Source organism: Flavobacterium sufflavum, from assembly GCF_004016525.1.
Taxonomy (GTDB): domain Bacteria; phylum Bacteroidota; class Bacteroidia; order Flavobacteriales; family Flavobacteriaceae; genus Flavobacterium; species Flavobacterium sufflavum.
On sequence record NZ_SACJ01000003.1, the window covers coordinates 84,810 to 105,147 of the forward strand.

General features: G+C 32.0%; 18 protein-coding genes. 11 read left to right on the plus strand and 7 right to left on the minus strand.

Annotation, left to right across the window (positions count from 1 at the left end; translation table 11 throughout):
* Window positions 1–164: 164 nt before the first annotated feature.
* Both EOD40_RS18320 and EOD40_RS06075 read right to left on the minus strand, forming a co-directional pair.
* The gene (locus EOD40_RS18320; protein WP_128194362.1) at window positions 165–581 is read right to left on the minus strand and encodes a T9SS type A sorting domain-containing protein; all 417 of its coding nucleotides are present in this window, start codon (window positions 579–581) and stop codon (window positions 165–167) included.
* Between the two features lie 679 nt (window positions 582–1,260).
* Window positions 1,261–1,917, minus strand: a complete 657-nt coding sequence (locus EOD40_RS06075) for a DUF3826 domain-containing protein (RefSeq protein ID WP_128194014.1) — start codon at window positions 1,915–1,917, stop codon at window positions 1,261–1,263.
* A gap of 223 nt (window positions 1,918–2,140) precedes the next feature.
* On the opposite strand from EOD40_RS06075, the gene EOD40_RS06080 reads away from it, so the two are divergent.
* Window positions 2,141–2,641 (plus strand): tetratricopeptide repeat protein, encoded by a 501-nt coding sequence (locus EOD40_RS06080; protein WP_128194015.1) that lies wholly within the window; start codon window positions 2,141–2,143, stop codon window positions 2,639–2,641.
* 80 nt (window positions 2,642–2,721) lie between these two features.
* Here EOD40_RS06080 and EOD40_RS06085 read toward each other — a convergent pair whose 3' ends face one another.
* Together EOD40_RS06085 and EOD40_RS06090 are read right to left on the minus strand one after the other, a co-directional pair.
* Complete coding sequence (locus tag EOD40_RS06085; RefSeq protein WP_128194016.1) at window positions 2,722–3,327, minus strand: thioredoxin family protein; 606 nt, start codon at window positions 3,325–3,327, stop codon at window positions 2,722–2,724.
* A gap of 11 nt (window positions 3,328–3,338) precedes the next feature.
* Window positions 3,339–3,815 (minus strand): TlpA family protein disulfide reductase, encoded by a 477-nt coding sequence (locus EOD40_RS06090; protein WP_128194017.1) that lies wholly within the window; start codon window positions 3,813–3,815, stop codon window positions 3,339–3,341.
* Between the two features lie 1,294 nt (window positions 3,816–5,109).
* On the opposite strand from EOD40_RS06090, the gene EOD40_RS06095 reads away from it, so the two are divergent.
* From EOD40_RS06095 to EOD40_RS06135, 9 genes are all read left to right on the plus strand, one after another.
* Window positions 5,110–5,667, plus strand: coding sequence for a sugar O-acetyltransferase (locus tag EOD40_RS06095; protein ID WP_128194018.1), 558 nt, complete (start codon window positions 5,110–5,112; stop codon window positions 5,665–5,667).
* An 18-nt stretch (window positions 5,668–5,685) separates the two neighbouring features.
* Complete coding sequence (gloA2, locus tag EOD40_RS06100; RefSeq protein ID WP_128194019.1) at window positions 5,686–6,075, plus strand: SMU1112c/YaeR family gloxylase I-like metalloprotein; 390 nt, start codon at window positions 5,686–5,688, stop codon at window positions 6,073–6,075.
* Between the two features lie 113 nt (window positions 6,076–6,188).
* Window positions 6,189–7,463 carry a chloride channel protein gene (locus EOD40_RS06105; RefSeq protein ID WP_128194020.1) on the plus strand — a complete coding sequence of 425 codons (1,275 nt, stop codon included), beginning with the start codon at window positions 6,189–6,191 and terminating at the stop codon, window positions 7,461–7,463.
* 11 nt (window positions 7,464–7,474) lie between these two features.
* Window positions 7,475–8,077 (plus strand): HPP family protein, encoded by a 603-nt coding sequence (locus EOD40_RS06110; protein WP_128194021.1) that lies wholly within the window; start codon window positions 7,475–7,477, stop codon window positions 8,075–8,077.
* 104 nt (window positions 8,078–8,181) lie between these two features.
* Window positions 8,182–8,721 (plus strand): IS1096 element passenger TnpR family protein, encoded by a 540-nt coding sequence (locus EOD40_RS06115; RefSeq protein WP_128194022.1) that lies wholly within the window; start codon window positions 8,182–8,184, stop codon window positions 8,719–8,721.
* 105 nt (window positions 8,722–8,826) lie between these two features.
* On the plus strand, window positions 8,827–9,186 hold the full coding sequence (locus EOD40_RS06120) for a four helix bundle protein (protein ID WP_128194023.1): 360 nt from the start codon (window positions 8,827–8,829) through the stop codon (window positions 9,184–9,186).
* Between the two features lie 47 nt (window positions 9,187–9,233).
* Window positions 9,234–10,292 (plus strand): nucleoid-associated protein, encoded by a 1,059-nt coding sequence (locus EOD40_RS06125; RefSeq protein ID WP_128194024.1) that lies wholly within the window; start codon window positions 9,234–9,236, stop codon window positions 10,290–10,292.
* Window positions 10,293–10,502: 210 nt separating this feature from the next.
* Window positions 10,503–10,733 carry a hypothetical protein gene (locus EOD40_RS06130; RefSeq protein ID WP_231129585.1) on the plus strand — a complete coding sequence of 77 codons (231 nt, stop codon included), beginning with the start codon at window positions 10,503–10,505 and terminating at the stop codon, window positions 10,731–10,733.
* Window positions 10,734–10,807: 74 nt separating this feature from the next.
* Window positions 10,808–13,174: a GAF domain-containing protein gene (locus EOD40_RS06135; RefSeq protein WP_128194026.1), complete on the plus strand. Its 2,367-nt coding sequence runs from the start codon at window positions 10,808–10,810 to the stop codon at window positions 13,172–13,174.
* Here the strand turns inward: EOD40_RS06135 and EOD40_RS06140 are convergent.
* Window positions 13,171–14,361, minus strand: a complete 1,191-nt coding sequence (locus tag EOD40_RS06140) for a Pycsar system effector family protein (protein ID WP_128194027.1) — start codon at window positions 14,359–14,361, stop codon at window positions 13,171–13,173. The genes EOD40_RS06135 and EOD40_RS06140 overlap by 4 nt on opposite strands.
* 25 nt (window positions 14,362–14,386) lie before the next feature.
* Between EOD40_RS06140 and EOD40_RS06145 the strand changes: the two genes are divergently transcribed.
* Window positions 14,387–18,115 carry a metallophosphoesterase gene (locus EOD40_RS06145; RefSeq protein ID WP_128194028.1) on the plus strand — a complete coding sequence of 1,243 codons (3,729 nt, stop codon included), beginning with the start codon at window positions 14,387–14,389 and terminating at the stop codon, window positions 18,113–18,115.
* Between the two features lie 140 nt (window positions 18,116–18,255).
* Here the strand turns inward: EOD40_RS06145 and EOD40_RS06150 are convergent, their stop codons facing one another.
* Together EOD40_RS06150 and EOD40_RS06155 are read right to left on the minus strand one after the other, a co-directional pair.
* On the minus strand, window positions 18,256–19,125 hold the full coding sequence (locus EOD40_RS06150) for a hypothetical protein (protein WP_394343668.1): 870 nt from the start codon (window positions 19,123–19,125) through the stop codon (window positions 18,256–18,258).
* A 13-nt stretch (window positions 19,126–19,138) separates the two neighbouring features.
* Complete coding sequence (locus EOD40_RS06155; RefSeq protein WP_128194030.1) at window positions 19,139–20,203, minus strand: hypothetical protein; 1,065 nt, start codon at window positions 20,201–20,203, stop codon at window positions 19,139–19,141.
* Window positions 20,204–20,338 lie beyond the last annotated feature (135 nt).

A 20,338-nucleotide genomic window follows, 5' to 3' on the forward strand; every position in this document is an offset into this window, starting at 1 on the left:
TTATAGTATTTTAAAATTGATACAATTGTTTCAATTAAGTTACATAAACTAACTATTTCAAGTTTTACAGCTTAAAACTATAATATTTCATTTTAAAATAGTTACAGGATATAAACAAAATGAGCCCGACAGAATATCGGGCTCATTATTATAAAAAATAAATTTTATCTGTTAATAAGGAGTTTTTTAATTGCAACCGTATCATTATTAGCTGTAATTTTCACTAAATACAAGCCAATATTCAGATTACTAGTGGTTATAGAAAAATTAGTTGCATTATTAGCTTTATAATTTGCTATTTCCCTGCCATTTAAATCAAATACTCTTATATATTTAATCCCAATATCCGAACTAATTACATTTACTTTAGCAAATTCCTTAGCAGGATTTGGAAAAATTTCAATATCGGAAATTTTGTTATTTGTTTCATTAGCACTTAGACTTTCTTCTTCATTTTTGACTTTTGTAATTGATGTATTGTTTATTGCTGCAACATTGTATTTATTAAAATTTCCTGACTGTGCTGTTACAGCTAATTTCTTAAATTTAAATGGTTTGATTAATAAACCAAACCTATTAATTTAAGCTTTTTTCCACTTCCAATATTCGTGCAATTACTTATAATATAGTAACATACTCTTAAACTATTTGTTACTAAAAATGACTTATTTAACTATATAAACAACATTAACCTAGCTAAAAAATTTACTTTTTTTAAAAACATGAATACCATTTAAATGAACATTATCTAACCACACTCATTTATATAATACTCATATATTTAAATTTCGAGTTTATTAAGAAAACATATTATCACTTTAGCTTACTACAACTCATTTTCTTATCCTTAAATATTGGCATCAAAACAATTATATTGATGTTTTTATACTAGGAAAGTAAGCGGTATTTTAAAACGACAAGGAATCAGTTTTGATCAAAAAATTAGTGGAGGTCATTAAAAACGTCTTAGGTTATACTAAATACTGCCTGTTTTTATTACTCTTTAAATCCATTTAAAAAGAAGCCAATTTCTCAAAATCCTCTATAAAATGGTTCGACATTTGTTCGGTTGTGGTCACATTTTAAGATTAAAAACACTCAAAAATCCCGGTAAAAACCGGGATTTTTCATTTTTACACTAAAAATTCACTCGACATCAGCACGACCAATTATATTTAATAATCACAACTCATTTTTCCTCATAAAAAAAAGTCTTTAATTCAGCGATTAAAGACCTTTTGTATTTTGAAACAAAAACAACTACTCTTGTTTTTTAGCTGCTTTTTCAGCCTTAATTTTTTTAGTATAATCAGCATACATTTGACGCCAATTGCGACCATGATTATTCAAATATTGTTCGGCTTGGGTTTTATAAATTTCAAAAATAGCCGATATCTCTTTTATACTTTTATAATCCACTGCCTGTTCACGTGCTTTCTCTAACAATCCCTGAATCTCAGCAGTTTCAGCAGCAGTCATTTCCGGAACAATTGACTGATACCCTTTCATAGTAAAAGCTACTTTACCAATAGTATATTTATCTAAAATCAAAGCTACTTGGGCTTCGCTTAAGTCTTTTCTCAATCCACTCATTAAATCTTGATGAATTGTTGAAGGCATAGCTGAATCGGCAATAATTTGTCGATGAAGTTCCGAAAGTGGTTTTCCATCCAAAGGATTAATCCCCGCCGGCACTGTTGTAGCAGGATGACTATTGTGCCAGTCTTTTATCAAAGACAGATGCGTCGCCACCACTTGCACTAATCTGTTTTCTTTTGAACTATCATTTAATGCTAAGAAAGCAACCCATTCTTTGGCTTTTGCCACATCATCAGCCGCAGCAGTCTGCGCATTAACAGCTGTGTTTAAAGCCAAGAATCCTATAAGCAACAGTACTTTGATTTTTTTTGTTTTCATAAATTCAATCTTAAAGTTGGACCGTCAATCTTTTGACAGTAATATTAAATAGGTGTTAAAAATACAATTTTAAATATATCCTTCATTTGTTATCAAAAAACACGCCATTAATCCATTCGTTTAAAATTTATTCTAATTAAAATTCCCAAATTAGTAATCAAAATAATTTCCAATTGCTTATTTTTATCAGCCCCATAAATAAAAAATTAAACAAAACTCACTTATGAAAAACCTACTCTCACTTTCTTTTCTTTTATTAACTGCATTTGGCTGGAGTCAAACTGCCGAGAATTATTTTGACCAGGCAATGAAAAAATCAAGCGCAGGAAATACTAAAGGAGCAATAGCCGATTACAATAAAGCCATAAAATTGAAGCCTGATTTTGTTGTCGCTTACTTAAACAGAGGCATCGAAAAAATAAAAATCAATGACCTTCAAGGAGCATTAACAGACGTCAATAAAACTTTAGAAATGCATGACGATAACACCTATGCTTATACAACCAGAGCTAACATTTATTACAAAATGCAAGATTACAAAGCAGCTTTAAAAGATTGCAATGTTGCTATCAAATTTAATTCTGGAGATTATATCACCTATAATTTAAGAGGACTAACTTACATCCATTTGGAAGACAAAAAAAATGCCTGCTCCGATTTTGCCAAAGCAGAACAACTAGGAAGCCAGAGTGCCACTAAAAACCTAAAAATGTTTTGCAAATAAACCCCTCAAAACAAAACACAAAAAAAAGCTGTTTCTTGATTGAAACAGCTTTTTTACATATAATTAAGAACCAGTTTTTTTTATTTTTTTACCTTAATGCTGCAACCAATAGCTTTAGTTGTCTCAGGTGAAGGCGTTTTTCCACTTTCTAAAGCTGCAATAGCATTTTCTAAATACTTCTCTTTAACATCAGCAGCACTATCCACGTTGTCATCAATAGCTCCAATATATTTCACTATACGGTTTTTATCTAACAAAAAGACATGCGGCGTTTTAGTAGCCCCATATTGAGGGAAGATTTTTTGTCCTTCATCTAATAAATAAGGAAAAGCAAATCCCTTTTCTTTAGCTCTTACTTTCATCATATCAAAACTATCTGCAGGTTCTGCAACAGGATCATTCGGATTAATTGCCAGCAAAATATAACCTTTAGACTTGTATTTTTTAGCCAAATCATTAATACGATCTTCATATTTTTTAGCAAAAGGACAATGATTACAGGTAAAAACAACGATAAAGCCTTTTGCGCTTTTATAATCGGACATACTATACATTTTCCCATCAACCGATTTTAGTTTAAAATCAGTAGCCGTATCGCCAATTTTGTATGCTGTTGGCACATTTGAAGTAAAAGCTGTCGTAAAAATGACCGAAACAAATAATAAAAGAGCTGATAAAATTTTCATAGTTTTAATTATTAGTTAATAATTGAATTTACATATTGATCTAATTCTTCGTAGCTGGCAAACATCTTTTCCACAAAAAACTTCTTACCGTTTTTGATAATTAAAGTTGCCGGAATAGAACCTGACCAATCTTTATCTACAGCAGGAAGCCAACTATTGTAATCCTTATCTGTTAGCAAAACCACTTCTGATTTTACCGCTTTCTTTTTCAAAAAAGGTAACAATTTTGCTTCGTATTGATTCTTAAAATCCAGGCTGACAAGCACCACTTTTATCTTTTTATTTTCGGAATTCAATTGCTCAAAATGGGGTAATTCTTTCACACAAGGAGCACACCAGGTAGCCCAAAAATTGACTACATAAGTTGCATTTTCATCATTCAAAACTACCTTTTCCAAATCGGAATAATGATCAAAAACAGCGATTTTTTGAGCCTGAATTTGAGAAGAAAAAAGAAACACAAAAGCGAGTACAACAAAATACCTCATATCATTTTTTTAAATTATCATCCCGACGAATTTACAATCTTTAAGTTGTTTTAAGAACTGCATTAACAAAAAATTATTACACTCTTTATATCAAAAACTGCTCCAAAAAACACTCCAAAAACGCCCTAAACAATACATTAAAAAATTCAAAAATAACCTAAAAAAAGCAACTCTTTTTTAGTCTAAAAAACACTTTTTTTTTCTTCAAAAAACCCTCAAAAATTTCAGTCACTTTTCATACAAAAAACGATGACAAATTCGCTTCAAAAAACCATCCAAAAAGAGCTCTATAAAACAATCAAAAAAGAGCATAAAAAACACTCTTTTACACCACACAAATTACCGTCTTTTTTTCCAAACAAAACCTCAACATCAAACAATCTGATTTCAAAAAATCATTAAAAATTTGAATCCAAAAACAACAGGAGAATTTACTTTTCAAAAAACTAAATCAAAACCAAAACATTTTATCATCTAAAAATCGTATTCAAAAAACACTCCTTACACCAAGATAAAAAGTCCTGATAAAAGTTCAAAAATCAGACACAAAAAATGATTTCAAAAACAAGCATAAATCAAAAATTAAAATTACTTTTACCAATGTTAATTTAAAAAACAAGAATTAGAAATCCTTTTCTAAAAAAGGATGTTTTTATTCAAAACACTCTCGAAAAAGACTGTAAATCCTCAAAAAACAGCTAAAAATCAACCATAGAAATAATCTATAACAAATAATTAAAAAATTAAATTCCAGCACTTTAAAACAACATACGTAAATAATAAAATTAAGTGTTCAATTTTCAAGAATTAAACTCTAATCCAGCAACATTTAAATTTGATTTTATAAAAACATTCGAAATTAAAATAAAATTAAATACTTTTACATAAAGTATAACTTTAAATAAAAAATCTTCTAAAAACAGATGTTAATTCTTCAGAAAACAAGGATTCAACACCTACACACCTTCCCGATTTCGACAAAACAAACCCTCAAAAACAACACAACAAAACACCTCTTTAAACTCAACCGAATCTATTTCAGTCCAAAATAGTTCTATCAAAAAACCAACAAGCATTACATTTTTAAATTATATTTACACAAATCAAAACCCAAAAAATCCGAATCAGCTTTCCTTGAATTAGCAAATAAAAAAACAACAAAAAGAGAGCTGTTTTTCAGCTCGGTTTTGACCCTAAAAAACCTCAAAAAAACAAGCCGTTTTTCACACAAAAAACAGCCTCAAAAAAACATTAAAAAAGACAAGAAAAACACCCCAATAAAACACTCTAAAAAATGAAAACAGAAAAAGAAAAAATGATCGATGGCGAGTACTATTTAGCAGGCGATCCCATCCTGATAAAAGACCGAAGAAGAGCTAAAAATTTATTGCACCGATTAAACGTAACCGAATACCGATTGACCAAAAAAGCAAAAGAGATTTTAAAAGAATTGATTCCAAATGCAGGTCCTAATTTATACATCGAACCTCCTTTTCATTGTGATTACGGTTACAATATTTCTTGTGGAGAAAATGTCTATTTCAACGTCAATTGTGTTGTTCTAGATTGCAGCAAAGTCACCATCGGGTCCAATGTATTTTTTGCTCCCGCAGTACAATTATATACCGCTACCCATCCACTCGATGCCGAGCTTAGAAAGACACTTGAAAATGCCTTACCTATAACCATTGGAGACGATTGTTGGATAGGTGGCAATTCTGTAATTTGTCCTGGAGTAACAATCGGGAATGGATGCGTAATTGGAGCCGGTTCGGTTGTCACAAAAGACATCCCCGACAACTCTCTTGCAGTTGGCAATCCTGCCAAAGTAATCCGAAAACTAAATCAATAAAAACATAACTACAATAAAATGCTACACCTTAAAAACATACACCACATTGCCATTATTTGTTCTGATTATGAAAAATCCAAACGATTTTACACTGAAATTCTCGGATTAAAAATTGTTCGTGAAGTATATCGTGAAGAACGAAAATCATACAAACTTGATTTAGCACTAAATGACAATTATTGCATTGAATTATTTTCTTTTCCCAATCCTCCCGCAAGACCTTCTACCCCAGAAGCACAGGGATTACGGCATTTAGCCTTTGCTGTTGAAGACTTGAACCAAACAGTCGCTTTCTTAGAATCCAAAAATATTTATGTAGAACCCATTCGCATAGACGAATTCACCCAAAAGCGGTTTACTTTCATTGCCGATCCTGACCGTTTACCAATTGAATTCTATGAACTTTAATTTTTTTAACTAAATTTTATTATAACAAAACAGCGTCATTTTTTTAAATTTCATTTCATTTTACTTAAATTTGCAGTCCTTTTTAACAATATGTTATACAAATTTAATTTCTGATGAATAAAACGGCGCAAATCAAAAAAAATCATCAATTCATTAAACTTCGAAAATTAATAATCGTTTCTATCCTAATCGGTTTTCTTTCAGCCTTTTTAGGAATCAGTTTAAAAAAGATTACCGAATACTACGAAGAAATATTTTTTCACCAATCCAGTACAAATCCGCTTTTCTTAATCTTCTTTCCCATTTTTGGTCTGTCAGTCATTTATTTCCTGAGACTTTATATGTTTAAGAAAAAAGAGAACAAAGGCATCAAAGAAGTTTTTGAAAGCACCAATTCGAAAACAAAAAATTTACCTTCATACAAAATCCCATCACATACTATAAATGGCTTACTAACGGTTATTTTTGGTGGTTCAACCGGAATTGAAGTTTCTACTGTTGTGGCAACAGCAACTATTGGATCAGTAGCCCAGCAAAAAGAAAACGTATTCCGTCAATACAAAACCGAACTTATTTGTGCCGGAGTTGCGGCTGGAATCACTGCTTTATTCAGCAGCCCTATTGCCGGAATTTTATTTGCATTAGAAGTAATTTCGCGAAAAGTAACCCGTGCTTTTATAATCTCCAATCTAATTGCGGTATCCATTGCCTTTGGATTATTGACTATTTTAAAAGAACAACCTTTATTTGATGTTTCTATTAGCACTTGGCATTTTAGAGCGATCCCTTACTTTATTCTATTGGGAATTTTGGCTGGAATCAATTCGGTTTACCTTACCAAATGTGTATTGTTTTTCAAATCGCAATTTGCAAAAATTGAAACTCATTATTATAAAATCATCATTGGCTCTGTAATTTTAAGCGTTTCGCTTTTTATATTTCCGCAATTATATGGCGAAGGTTATCATGCCATCAAAACCATTACTACTGCAAATAACGAAATCCCATTAACCCTGACACTGGCTTTTACTTTTATAGGCGTTTTACTTTTAAAACCTATTGTTACCTCAATTACTCTGGCTTCTGGTGGTGATGGTGGCGTTTTTGCCCCTAGCCTCTTTATTGGCGCTTTTTTAGGATTATTGGTAGCTTCTGTACTAAATACTTTTTTCGATACTCAAATCATCCCTATTAACTTTATGGTGATTGGTATGGCAGCTGTTTTAAGTGCCAGTATTCACGCTCCTTTTACAGCCATCTTTCTTGTTTGCGGACTTACCAATAATTACACTTTATTTTTCCCAATATTAGCTGCTTGCTTAATTTCTAAATATACCGCAAAAATGATTTACCCTAACACGGTTTACACCTTTGTTCCAAGTATTTAAATTTTAAAATCATGCCGACAACTAAAATTAAACGCAGTTATCGCAAAACCCGTTATGTTCTCTACAAAGAAACCCTAATTGATTTCAAAGAACATTTTTGGTCCTTTTTAGGTTCATTTGTTGGAATAGGTCTTATTGCTTATTCGCAAAGCCAGCAATTTTCACATCAGGATGTTGTGTACCTTATTGGTTCTTTTGGAGCTTCAAGCGTATTGGTATATGGAATTATCGAAAGTCCATTTTCACAACCCCGCAATCTTATTGGAGGACATTTAATCTCTGCTTTTATTGGCGTAAGCGTTCATCTTTTATTTCCAGACACAACATACATTGCTGCACCATTAGCCGTGTCTTTGTCGATTGTTTTGATGCAAATAACTAAAACCTTACATCCACCAGGAGGAGCAACAGCCCTGATTGCCATTATTGGTACTCAAAAAATTAAGGATTTAGGCTATTGGTATGTATTGTCTCCGGTATTAACGGGAGTGCTAATCTTATTCTTTACCGCCTTACTTTTTAACAACATGACCTCTAGTCGTAAGTATCCTACACACAGCACTTATCATAAACGTTATCATAAAATCATAAAGCGCCTTAGACGAAATAACTAATTCAGTATCAAAAACATCGCTGTTTTTTTAATAAAAATTCGTGAATCGCATTGGGATTAAAAAGGATTAAATGTACCTTTGGCTTTTTTATAAAAATAACGATTATGGTTTATAAATTTAGAGTAATCTTAGACGCAGAAGAAGATATTTTCAGAGATATCGCTATACTAGATGATGATACTTTAGAAGATTTACACAACGCTATCTTCAACTCTTTTGGATTTGACGGTATGGAAGTCGCTTCTTTTTACACTTGCGATGAAACTTGGAATCAAGAAGATGAAATTTCGCTTTTTGACACAGGAGACGTTCCTGGTGAACAACGAATCATGAGTGATTATAAACTTTCGGACATTCTTGACCAGGAAAACACTAAAATCATTTATGTTTATGATTTTATCAATATGTGGACTTTCCTAGTGGAACTGGCCGCAATTGAAGAACAAACTGCTGGTGCTATCTACCCGGAAACCTTATTTGCTCATGGTGAAATGCCTGATGAAGCTTTAGAAAAAAACTTTGAAGCTGACAATGCTGACGATTTTTATGACGAATTTGAAGACGGCCTGGACGAGGATGACATGGATATGTTTGAAGGAGACGACAGCTATGAAGATTACGGCTTTGAAGAAAATTGGAATTAATTTTTTTGAGATTCTAAGATTCTAAGGCTCTAAGCTACTGAGTTTTTCAGAAAACTTTTTTATTATGTTTTTTCTTATTTTTAATAAAATTTAAATTTAAGAAATATGAGCACATTTAGAGACCTTTTGATTTGGCAAAAATCAATGACCTTAGTTACCCAAATTTATCAATCAACAAATCATTTCCCAAAAGAAGAAATTTTTGGCTTAACTTCACAAATTAGAAGAAGTGCTATTTCTATCCCAAGTAATATTGCCGAGGGTTTTGGACGTGAAAGCAAACAGGATTTCCTACGCTTTTTAAACATTTCCATCGGGTCTTTATTTGAATTGCAAACACAATTGGAGATTGCAAAAAACATTAGCTTTTTAAACGAAAACGAATTCAATAATATATTTGAAAACAGTCGAGAGATTGAACGCATGTTAGTTTCTTTCATCAAAAAATTAAAAGAAAGAAATTAAAAAACTTAAAAACTCAGCAACTTAGAACCTCAGTACCTTCAAAAAAAATGATCAACTTATTCAACACACACATCGAGACGCTTTCTATTCACAGGGTAGGAAATAAAAGCCGAAATGAAGCTATCTTTTTATCGGAACAACCTTTTAATCTACAAGATGAAATTGTGCCGCTTATAAAAGAATTCTTCTTGAAACCTTTTAGAGAAAAAGAAGAAAACTATTTTCAATTTGCCCACGAAGTTGATTTAGATTATAATGACATGTATAAGTATGCAACCGAGATTTTTGAAAATCCTGGCACTTTGCACGAAGGTTCTAAAAAAATCACCAAACACTTATTCGAACAATCAAATCATCCGCACATTAAAAACGGAGAAGTTTATGTGACTTATTTAACAAACATAAACATCGACAACAATGTGGTTGATGCCATTGGAATTTTCAAAAGTGAGTTGCAAAGTGACTTTTTACAATTTGAAGAAAAAGAATCTAATCTGGAAATGATTTTGCAACAAGGAATCAACCTGAGCAAATTAGATAAAGGTTGTTTGATCTTTAATCATAAAAAAGAAGAAGGTTACAAAATCCTAACGGTGGACAGTAACCGTTATGATGCGCGTTACTGGTTAGAACATTTCTTATCAGTAGATGCTTTTGAAGACGAGAATTTCATCACAAAAAAATATTTGAAATTTTGCCAAGGCTTTGCCAAAGATGTTGTTTTCCCCGCCGAAGACAAAAAAGAGGAAGTAATGTTCATGAACCGTTCGGTGAATTATTTTGCCAAAAACGATCAGTTTGAAGAACAAAACTTCTTAAACGAGGTTTTAGACAATCCTGATTTGATTCCTGAGTTTAAAAACTACAAAGTCGATAAAGGAGAAAAATACAGCATCGAAGACGTAACATCTTTCCCTATTGCAAATGCCGCTGTGAGCGATGCCCGAAAGTCAATCAAGAACGTTATTAATCTGGATACAAATATTCAAATTAAAATGGATTTCATTAATCCTGAAAGCGCAGAGAAATTTGTAGAAAAAGGCTGGGACGAAGAAAAACAAATGTACTACTACTTAGTCTATTTTAATAAAGAACAAAAATCCTAAATATCTTAGAATTTAGTTTTACTACTTACCTAATCTCCAATTGTTAAAGCAATTGGAGATTTTTTTTAACAATTACTTAAAAGTAAGTTTATGTTTATAAAAAATTAATAAATATGTATTTTATCGACTTTATAAGTGTTTTTATCTATAAATCAATATTTTTACAATCCCTAACTAAATTAACCTACTTTTATTATGTATCTATTTGAAATGAAGAAACTTATTACAAGTAAAAAATTCCTGTGTTCTATTTTTGGACATAACATTGTTACCTCTAAAGAAATTACCAATAATTTAAAAGAATACAAATGTACCGTTTGTAAAATGGAATTAACAAATGACGAAAAAGGAGGCATCACATTTCTAACGCCTGAGTTAAAAGAAATAAACAAAGCCCTGGATACTTTTTGTCAAAAGAAATTAATGGTTAAACAACATTAAACCTACATCCTCTTTTAAATAAAAACTTTTCAATAAGTTAATTCACTATTTTTGTATAGCTAACAAATACAAAAATGAACCGTCTTTTATTTAAAGAGAGTCCCTTTAAAACCTTAATTTCTTTTCATAAACTTATTGAGGCTTTAGAAGAAATTGCACTATCAGATGTCGATTATCGCTCTAATTATGCAAAATCGTTATTAAAAGAAATCGAACATATTCCCGAATTCAGAAGCGGAATTGAAGATTTTTCTATTATTACTGATAATAAAAAACTCATTAAAAACTTGCTAGCCGATTTATTCCCTACGGCATTGACTCATAATGAGATTAAGGCAGTAACAATTCCTTTCCAGAATATAACTTTCAACTATACTAAAAGATTTAAAAAAATAGTAAAAAATGCCGGGGATTTTGACCTGACAATACGCGACTTTAGCGAAGATAATTTTTATGTACTCAGTTGTATCCTAATTTTAAATGCACATTACAACCAAAATTTTGATTACAGCAAACCCTTATTTTACGACATTCCGGATGTTGACGGGATTTTAAAACATTACCGCATTCTTTACAATGCCGATTTTATTGAAATTTATCCTCTGGAAAATGCCATAAGCCTAAGTCAGGAAGAAATAGACGAATTAATGGATAACTTTGACAATGTAGCCTTGTGGAAGGAAAAATTCCCATTAGAAAGTTGGATTTTAAAAGGATTTGGAATCGTTAGTTTATTTGATGCTACCAAAGAAAGTGCTATTTCTAATCTAAAAAGCAATCTTTTAAAAAGAGATAAGGAACCAGGCGAAAAAAACAAAAATTCAGAAAGCATTTTTAGGTCTATTTTTAAAATTCCTGATTTAAGAATAGGAATTAGCATCTATAATGATGATGAAAAAAAGTTCACCAAATTACCTTTCGACAAAAACAGCATAGGCAGTTTTATTTTGCAAAACCAAGATGAAATAGAATGTTGCAACGCTTTTTTAGGCTGTTCTCTAAATAAGATTTTAGACGGTAAAGAATCTATCTCCATTTCAAATGTGGAAACTTTTGCAACTATTCCCGGGAACGAAAGATTTGCCCAAAGATTATTAGATCAAAACATCAAGAGTTGCATTCTGACGCCTGTTGTAAAAGATAACAAATTACTTGGAATCATCGAACTGGTTTCGGGAACTCCAAGACAATTAAACAGTATTAATGCTAATAATCTTCAATTAATCCTTCCTAATATCATCGATACTTTGGAACGCTACGACAGTGATCTAAAAAATCAGATTGAAGCAATAATCCAACGCGAATATACCTCCATTCATTCGAGTGTATATTGGAAATTTAAAGCCGAAGCTCAAAAATATTTACAAACCGATACCCGAAATAAAGAACATACTTTTAAAGAAATTGTTTTTAAAGATGTATATCCGCTTTACGGACAAATAGACATTAACGGTTCTTCTGAACACAGAAACAGTACTGTAAAAGAAGATTTAAAAAATCAATTAAACCATTTAATCTCTATTTTCGAAAAATCGAAATCAATACAAAAACTACCTTTATTAGAACAGCTCAAATTTGAATTACATTCTTATGTAAAAGAACTGGAAAAAGAATTAAAAGCCGATACTGAACAACAAATTCAAAATTACATCGAAAAAGAAATCCATCCTTTTTTGACCAATACTATCATTGACAATAACGACAAATTGCTTCTTAACTCTTATTTTGAAAACTTAGATCCTAAAACAAATCTTTTTTATCATGCCCGAAAACGTTTTGATGATGCCATGTCAATAATAAACAAAGAAATGGCAGCCGTTTTAGACAGCGAGCAAAATGAGGCCCAGGCTATTTTCCCTCATTATTTTGAGCGTTTTAAAACCGATGGTGTAGAGCATAATTTATACATTGGTGCTTCAATAACACCTTCTCAATCTTTTGATTTAATGTATTTAAACAATTTAAGATTGTGGCAATTGCAAACCTTATGCAAGATGGAATTAACACATCATCGTCTGAAACAAGTCCTGCCTTATGACCAATTAGATGTGAGTTCGTTAATACTTGTTTTTAGTTCCCCAATTTCCATTCGATTCAGAATGGACGAAAAACGTTTTGATGTTGACGGTACTTACAATGCCCGCTATGAAGTAGTAAAAAAACGTATTGACAAAGCCCATATTAAAGGAACAAAAGAAAGAATTACCCAAAAAGAGAAAATTACAATCGTATATTCGCATCCGTTTGAAGAAACCGAATATCTAAAATACATCAAGTTTTTGCAATTCAAAAAAGTCCTTGAACCTCAAATAGAACAATTTGAAGTTGAAGATTTACAAGGTGTTTATGGTTTAAAAGCAATTCGAATTAAAGTAATAAACACCGATGAAAGTTTAGATACAAAATATACTTATAAAGAATTACTCAATACGCTGCACTAGGCCCTGATACCATTGAATGCAAGGAAAAAAGCCAGGAATGAAATGATAATTCCAATCATAAAGATATTGTAGGTAATACGTAATAGCTTGTATTTTCGTTCTAAAACAATACCTAAGAAATACAAATCCTTAATCATCGAATTGTATAAATAAGTGTTGTCTTTCATCATTTCATTTACCGCCCATTCGTATTCTTCCAAAGGCATTTTGTAAAAATTACCAAAGAACAATAAATTCACTTTTCGGTCTTCAATATCTCTTCGGGTAAACGTACCGCTGGTAACCTTAGGTCGGGTAGAAAGAATAGCAAAAATAATAGATACAACACTAGAGGTCAGCATTATAAAAGTAGGAATAACCAAATGCGCATTACTGGGACTATCTAATTTAGGAACTATGGTAGACAAAGCAATAGAAATAATAATCGCATTTACTGATAATAAAATATTAGCTTTACTGTCGGCAATTCCGCTCAAACGTGTGTGATTACTAAGGGTAACTCTAAACAAAGTATCAATACCACGATCGGGTTTTGGTACTTTAGTTGGTTTTTCAGCCTTATTCTTTTTTTCTTTTTTTCCTTCCTTATCTTCTTTCATTTTTTTAATTTTTTCCTTAATCAAACTTACATTTTTATCTTTTAGAGTTTGCCAGTTAGCAATTGCATAATCCGTGTAATATTGATGGCATTGAGTAAGCATTTTTAAATTTTCCTGAGCCCATTCTAAATCCGTAACTTCTTTTTGTTTTACAACTCTCCATTCTTCTCTTAAAAGTTCGCATCGGTCATTATAATTTTCGGTTGCAAAGTGATAAAAATCGGCATCCTTTATTATTTTTTCAAGTAGATTTTTAGGTTCATAACAGTATAAGGTTGCCCTAATTAAAGTACTTACCTGATCAATATAAGCCGTTGATTTCCCTCTATCAGTCAAAAAATCAGCTGCAATTTTCACGCTGTTTTCTTCGTGATTTTCAAAGCCTTCAATATAGCCCGTATCATGAAACCAGGCTGCAACAAGAAGTATTTCAAGCTCTTCCTCAGTTAAATTCTCTTGTTGATAAAGCTTTTTTACAGCTGCAACCACGTCAGAAGTATGCTCAAAATTGTGATATATAAATGAACTAGAAAGTTTATCTTTGATTAAATTATAAACAAAATCTTGTGCTTGCTCTATAAGATTCATAGGTAAATTTTTATACTACTAAATTATGAAATTGTTTTCGGATATGCGATTCATCAAAATTAAAATATTTTCTCTCTCTCTTTTCGTTTTATTCATAGTCGCATCTTGTGCAAGCTATCATTCTCAATTGGGAAGAGATTCAAAAAAAATCACACTAACTAACGACAAGGATACGACAAAAATTGCACATCGCTTATTTTTAATTGGCGATGCAGGAAATGCCGACGAAGAAAATGCTAAAAAAGTGCTTAGCGCTTTAAAAGAACAACTTAGCCAATCCGATAAAAATGCTACTCTATTGTTTTTGGGAGATAATATCTATCCAAAAGGAATGCCGGATGAAAAAGATAAAGCAGCTTACGATATTGCATTAGAAAAAATAAAACTCCAATTAGCACTTTCTAAAGATTTTAAAGGGAAAACCATTTTTATTCCCGGGAATCACGATTGGTATTCAGGTATTAACGGATTAAAGCGTCAGGAAAAAATAGTAAACAATTACCTTAATGATAAAAAAGCATTTCTTCCTGCAAATAGCTGTCCTATTGATGATAAAAAAATAAATGACCAACTTTGTTTAGTTATCATTGATAGCCAATGGTTTCTGGAAGACTGGGACAAAATCCCCAATATTAATGACGATTGCAGCATAAAAACGCGTGAAGACTTTTTTGAAGAATTTGAAAGTATTTTAAACAAAAACAAAGATAAAACCGTAGTTGTAGCAATTCATCATCCTTTGATGAGCAATGGAACACATGGTGGACAATTTTCACTTGAAAAACAACTATTTCCATTAGAACAAAAAATTCCTTTACCTATTATAGGTTCATTTGTCAATTTCTTTAGAAAAACATCTGGAATTAGTCCGCAAGACATTCAAAACAAGCAATACCAAATCTTGGTAAAACGCCTGAAAACACTTTTGCAAAACCAGGACAATGTAGTTCTTGTTTCGGGACACGACCATAATTTGCAGTACATAGAAAATGAAAATATAAAACAAATAATTAGTGGTGCAGGCTCAAAATCAGAAGCTGCCAGAGCAATAAACCCTAATGATTTCTCTTATGGCAAAAACGGATTTGCAACTTTAACAAGCTACACTAACGGAAAAACTACCGTTAAATACTTTGGCATCGAAAACAACAAAACCACAGTTCTTTTTGAAAAAACAATCATTGAACCTAAAAAAGAAACCATAAGCAATTATCCCAATTCTTTTGCTGCAACTACAAAAGCGAGCATTTATAGTCCTGAAATGACTTCTAAAAGCATTTTTCATAATTTCCTTTTAGGCAAACATTATCGGGAATATTACAGTCAATTAATCGAAGTTCCAATTGCTTCGCTAAACAGTCTTTTTGGCGGTGTCACTCCATTGAGAGCGGGTGGCGGTCATCAATCTAAATCCTTACGTCTGGTGAATGCTGATGGAAAAGAATATGTAATGCGCGCCTTAAAGAAAAGCGCCAGTCGTTTTTTGCAAAGTGTTGCTTTCAAAGACCAATATGTGGAAAATGAATTTGAAAACACCTATGCAGAGAATTTTCTATATGATTTCTACACTACTTCCCATCCTTACGCACCTTTGGCAGTAGGAAACATGGCAGACAAAATTGGCGTTTTTCACAGTAATCCAGCCCTTTATTATATTCCTAAACAAAAAGTATTGGGCGAATTCAATGCCGATTTTGGTGATGAATTATACCTTGTTGAAGAAAGACCTACGGATAGCCAAAAAGAACTTCTTAATTTTGGAAAATCAGAAGCAATTATTGGAACTGATGAACTACTCGAAAACTTACAAAAAGACGAAAAATATGCTGTTGACGAAAACGAATACATCAAAGCACGTATATTTGACATGCTCATTGGCGATTGGGACAGGCATTATGACCAATGGCGTTGGGCTGAATACAAAATAGGCAATAAAACCATTTACAAACCTATTCCCCGCGATCGCGACCAGGCTTTTTCTAAATACGATGGCGCTTTATTGTCTATATTGATGAACATTCCTGCGCTTCGCCACATGCAAAGCTTCAAAAACAACATTGATAATGTAAAATGGTTCAATCGCGAAGCCTATCCCCTGGATGTCGCTTTTTTAAAAAATGCCACCGAAAAAGACTGGATTGCTCAGGCTAAATATATTCAGGAAAATCTGAGCGATATAGCTATTGATAATGCTTTTGACAATTTACCCAAAGAAGTTCAAGATGAAACTATAGCTTCAATCAAACAAAAATTAAAACTTCGAAAAGCCGAATTAACCAACTATGCGAGTCAATACAACAAGGTTTTACAAAAAACAGTAATTGTTGTTGGTACCAATAAAAAAGACCAATTCAGCATCAAACCTCTTTCTAAAAACAAAGTCGAAATCACTGTATCCCGAATCAAAAAAAAAGGAAAAGAACTGGTTTACAGTAAAACATTCGATTCACATACGACAAAAAACATTTGGATTTATGGACTAGACGACGAAGATGTTTTTGATCTTCAAGGTGCTCAAAAATCAGCCATAAAAATAAAATTAATTGGAGGTCAAAATAATGACAGCTATGTTATTGCGAATGGAAAAAACATTACAATCCTTGATTTTAAATCAAAAAAGAACACTTTCGAAACTGATTCCAGAACAAAAACCATCTTAACCGATGATTACGAAACAAATTATTACAATTACCAAAAGCCTAAATACAATGCTTTTTCGGGCTTGCCTACTATAGGTTTTAATCCCGATGATGGGATAAAATTAGGAATCATAGCTAATTATACTATCAATCATTTCAAACAAAACCCTTATACTTTAAAACATACTCTTAAAGCCAATTACTATTTTGCAACCGATGGTTTTGAATTAGATTATCATTTAGATGTTCCAAAAATAATAGGAAAATGGAATTTTGGATTTGACTCACAGTTTACAAGTCCAAACTTTGCCATAAATTATTTTGGTTATGGAAATAATACTGCCAATGTGGACGAAATAAATGGTATGGATTACAACAGAGTACATATCAGAATGTTGAAATTTGCTCCTAAAATCGAAAAAATAGGACGATTAGGAAGCCGAATTAATTTCCAGCTAGCTTATGAGAATTTTGATGTAGAAAATACAGCCGGTCGATTTATTTCTATTCCAAACATTGTAAATCCTGAAATTTTCAATCATCAGCAATTTGCGGGGGCTACTGTTGAATATGCTTATGAAAATTACGATAGCGCTTCTTTACCAACAATGGGAATGGGATTTTTGATTGCTGCCAATTGGAAAATGAATCTCGAAGACAGCAAACAAAATTTCCCAACATTAGAATCTAAAATCAATTTTAATCACAAAATAGATCATCAGGGAAAAATTGTATTTGCCACTTTATTAAAAGGAAAAATGATTTTAAACAATAATTTTGAATTTTATCAGGCGGCAGCCTTAGGCGGTGATTATGATTTAAGAGGTTTTAGAAACCAGCGTTTTATAGGCAATCAATCTTTCTTTCAAAGCAGTGATCTTCGTTTTTCTATTGGAAAAATCAAAAACAGTATTATTCCAATGTCTTACGGATTTTTTGGAGGCTACGATTACGGAAGAGTCTGGCTTGATGGAGAAACCTCTAACAAATGGCATCAATCTGCGGGCGGTGGTTTATGGCTTAACGGAATCAATACCGTAACGGCACGATTAAGCTATTTTAAAAGCGCAGATGACGAAGCCCGAATTAGTTTTGGGATTGGATTTGGTTTCTAATATAATGCTGTTGTTTTCTAAAAATAGCACGCAGATTAAGCAGATTTTAGCAGATTATCACAGATTGTATTTTTAAAAATCCGTGTTTATCAGTTTAGTCCGCGTTACTCTGTGGGTCATGTCCGCTAGCGGACAATCATCTAATTTAAAGTGCTTAAGTCCAATTGATATACTAATCCGCCTATTTTTTTAGTCTTTTCGTCGGCTATTAAAAGCGTTGTATTGTCTTTAAAACAAATGGCTTCTTTTTGAGAAAAATGATGCAAATCGACTTTGTTTACTGAAGCAGAGAAAAAATTATCGGAGGTGAAATTTTGGAAAATCCATATTTTGCTATGACTTAACAAAACTACTTTTTTTCCGTCCGGGCTAATGGCAGCACTGGTTATAGCTGCATTTTCAAAATCGCCTTCGGCTTTAAATTGTCCCAATAATTCAGCTTGATGAAATCCGGCTTTATTGGGCACTTTATATAATAATGTGGTTCCGTCAAATCCTTTACTCCTATTTTTAGTAAATAAATAAAAGTTGTTTTGGTATTCTATTAAAGCTTCAACGTCATAAAAAAGTTTTGTTTTCTTAGGAGGAAATTCCGTTTGTTCCGGGTAAGCAAAGCTAACTTTATACGAAGGAATTACACTTTCATTTTGCAAAGAATCTTTAGCAATTTTATAAATAGCCAAATCTTTTCTTTCATTGTCATTATTCCCAAAATCGCCTATATACAAATTACCTTGAGGATCTTTCGTAATATCTTCCCAATCTATATTTTGCGTTTGGGCAATTGTTAGCGTTTTTTGGATTTTGCCTTGATTATCTAAGGCGTAAATTTCATTTGCATTACCACTGTCTTCTAAAACCCAAGCCAGTTGAGAACTTTCAGTAAAAACAATTCCTGAAATTTCTTTAAGCTGTTTGGGCAAAGAATAAAGTTCGTTTATAATTGAGGTTTCTCTTTGACAAAACGAAATCAAAGACGATAATAAAACGATAGGAAAAATCTTTTTTATCATAAAATAATTTTTAAAATCCCGGTTTAAATAAATCCGGATGTTTAAAGTTTCGGGTAACAAACTTAAAAGCAGCACTCAGCACATAGCCCATAGAAGTGGCGTTTTTAAAGTTTAAATCATTGGTATAACGATACAACTCTGACTTTAATTGTTTAATATGAGCTTCGGGTGCAATGGTATCATTGGCCATGATGCGGAGTATTTTTTGAATTCGGGTTTCGGCCGAAAGAATTCTTTTGGCTAAAGCGGCCCGTTCTTCATTTTTATATTGCTCTATCGAACTATCCTGCAATTTTTCCTTTATCAATTTTATCATTGGAAAATTTTCCTTGAAAAATTGTGGACGATAAATTTTAAAATTCCCTTCATAACATTGCTGGTCAAAATCGATTGCCCTGATTTTATAAACCACCTGATCAAAATCGTGAATAGGAACAATCACATAATTATAAGCGCGCATATCGCCTAAAAGCCGAATCATACAGCGCTCATTAAATTTCACAAACTCCTTGGCTATTTGAGATTTCTCGGTTTCAGAACAACCTTCAAGTAAGGTTTCCATAAAAACATCGCCCGGAATTCCTATGATATGTTCTTCAATTAATGTATCATGATGAACCAGAAAATTGATTTTATCGGGAGACAAAATATGTTCTAATTCTAATCCGTAAATACGCGAAGCATCGGCTTTTTTAATGTAAAAATGAACATAATTGTCATTTAACACATTTCGCATTTTTATTCTGAATGGTTTTGAATTTCCAAAAGTACAGTAGTCGATAGCATCTACATTTAAAAACTTAATAATATCTGAGTTTCCATCAGAATGCAATAAGGAATAGATTTTCTTTAAATTCAAATCGATTTCATTTCTTTCATATTCACTGTAAAAAACTCTAATCCATAAGGTATCCTGATCAAACTTGTCATAAACATTGATTGATCCTGAAAACCGCAATAAATCATCATAGGAAATAGCCACTTTTGAGACTCTGTCAAAACGCTCTAAGTAATCTAGAAGAAAATGATTTATGGGATAAGTTGGTTTTTTAAACAATGGGGAAATCTCGCTCATTCATCGATTTATTTATACAAATTTACACTAATTATTTCAAAGCTCTGTTTTGAAAAGATAAGCAAAAAAAACAGAAGAACCTTCAAAAACCTAAAAAACACTTAATTACTGATTACCAAGAACTAGCAATAAGTG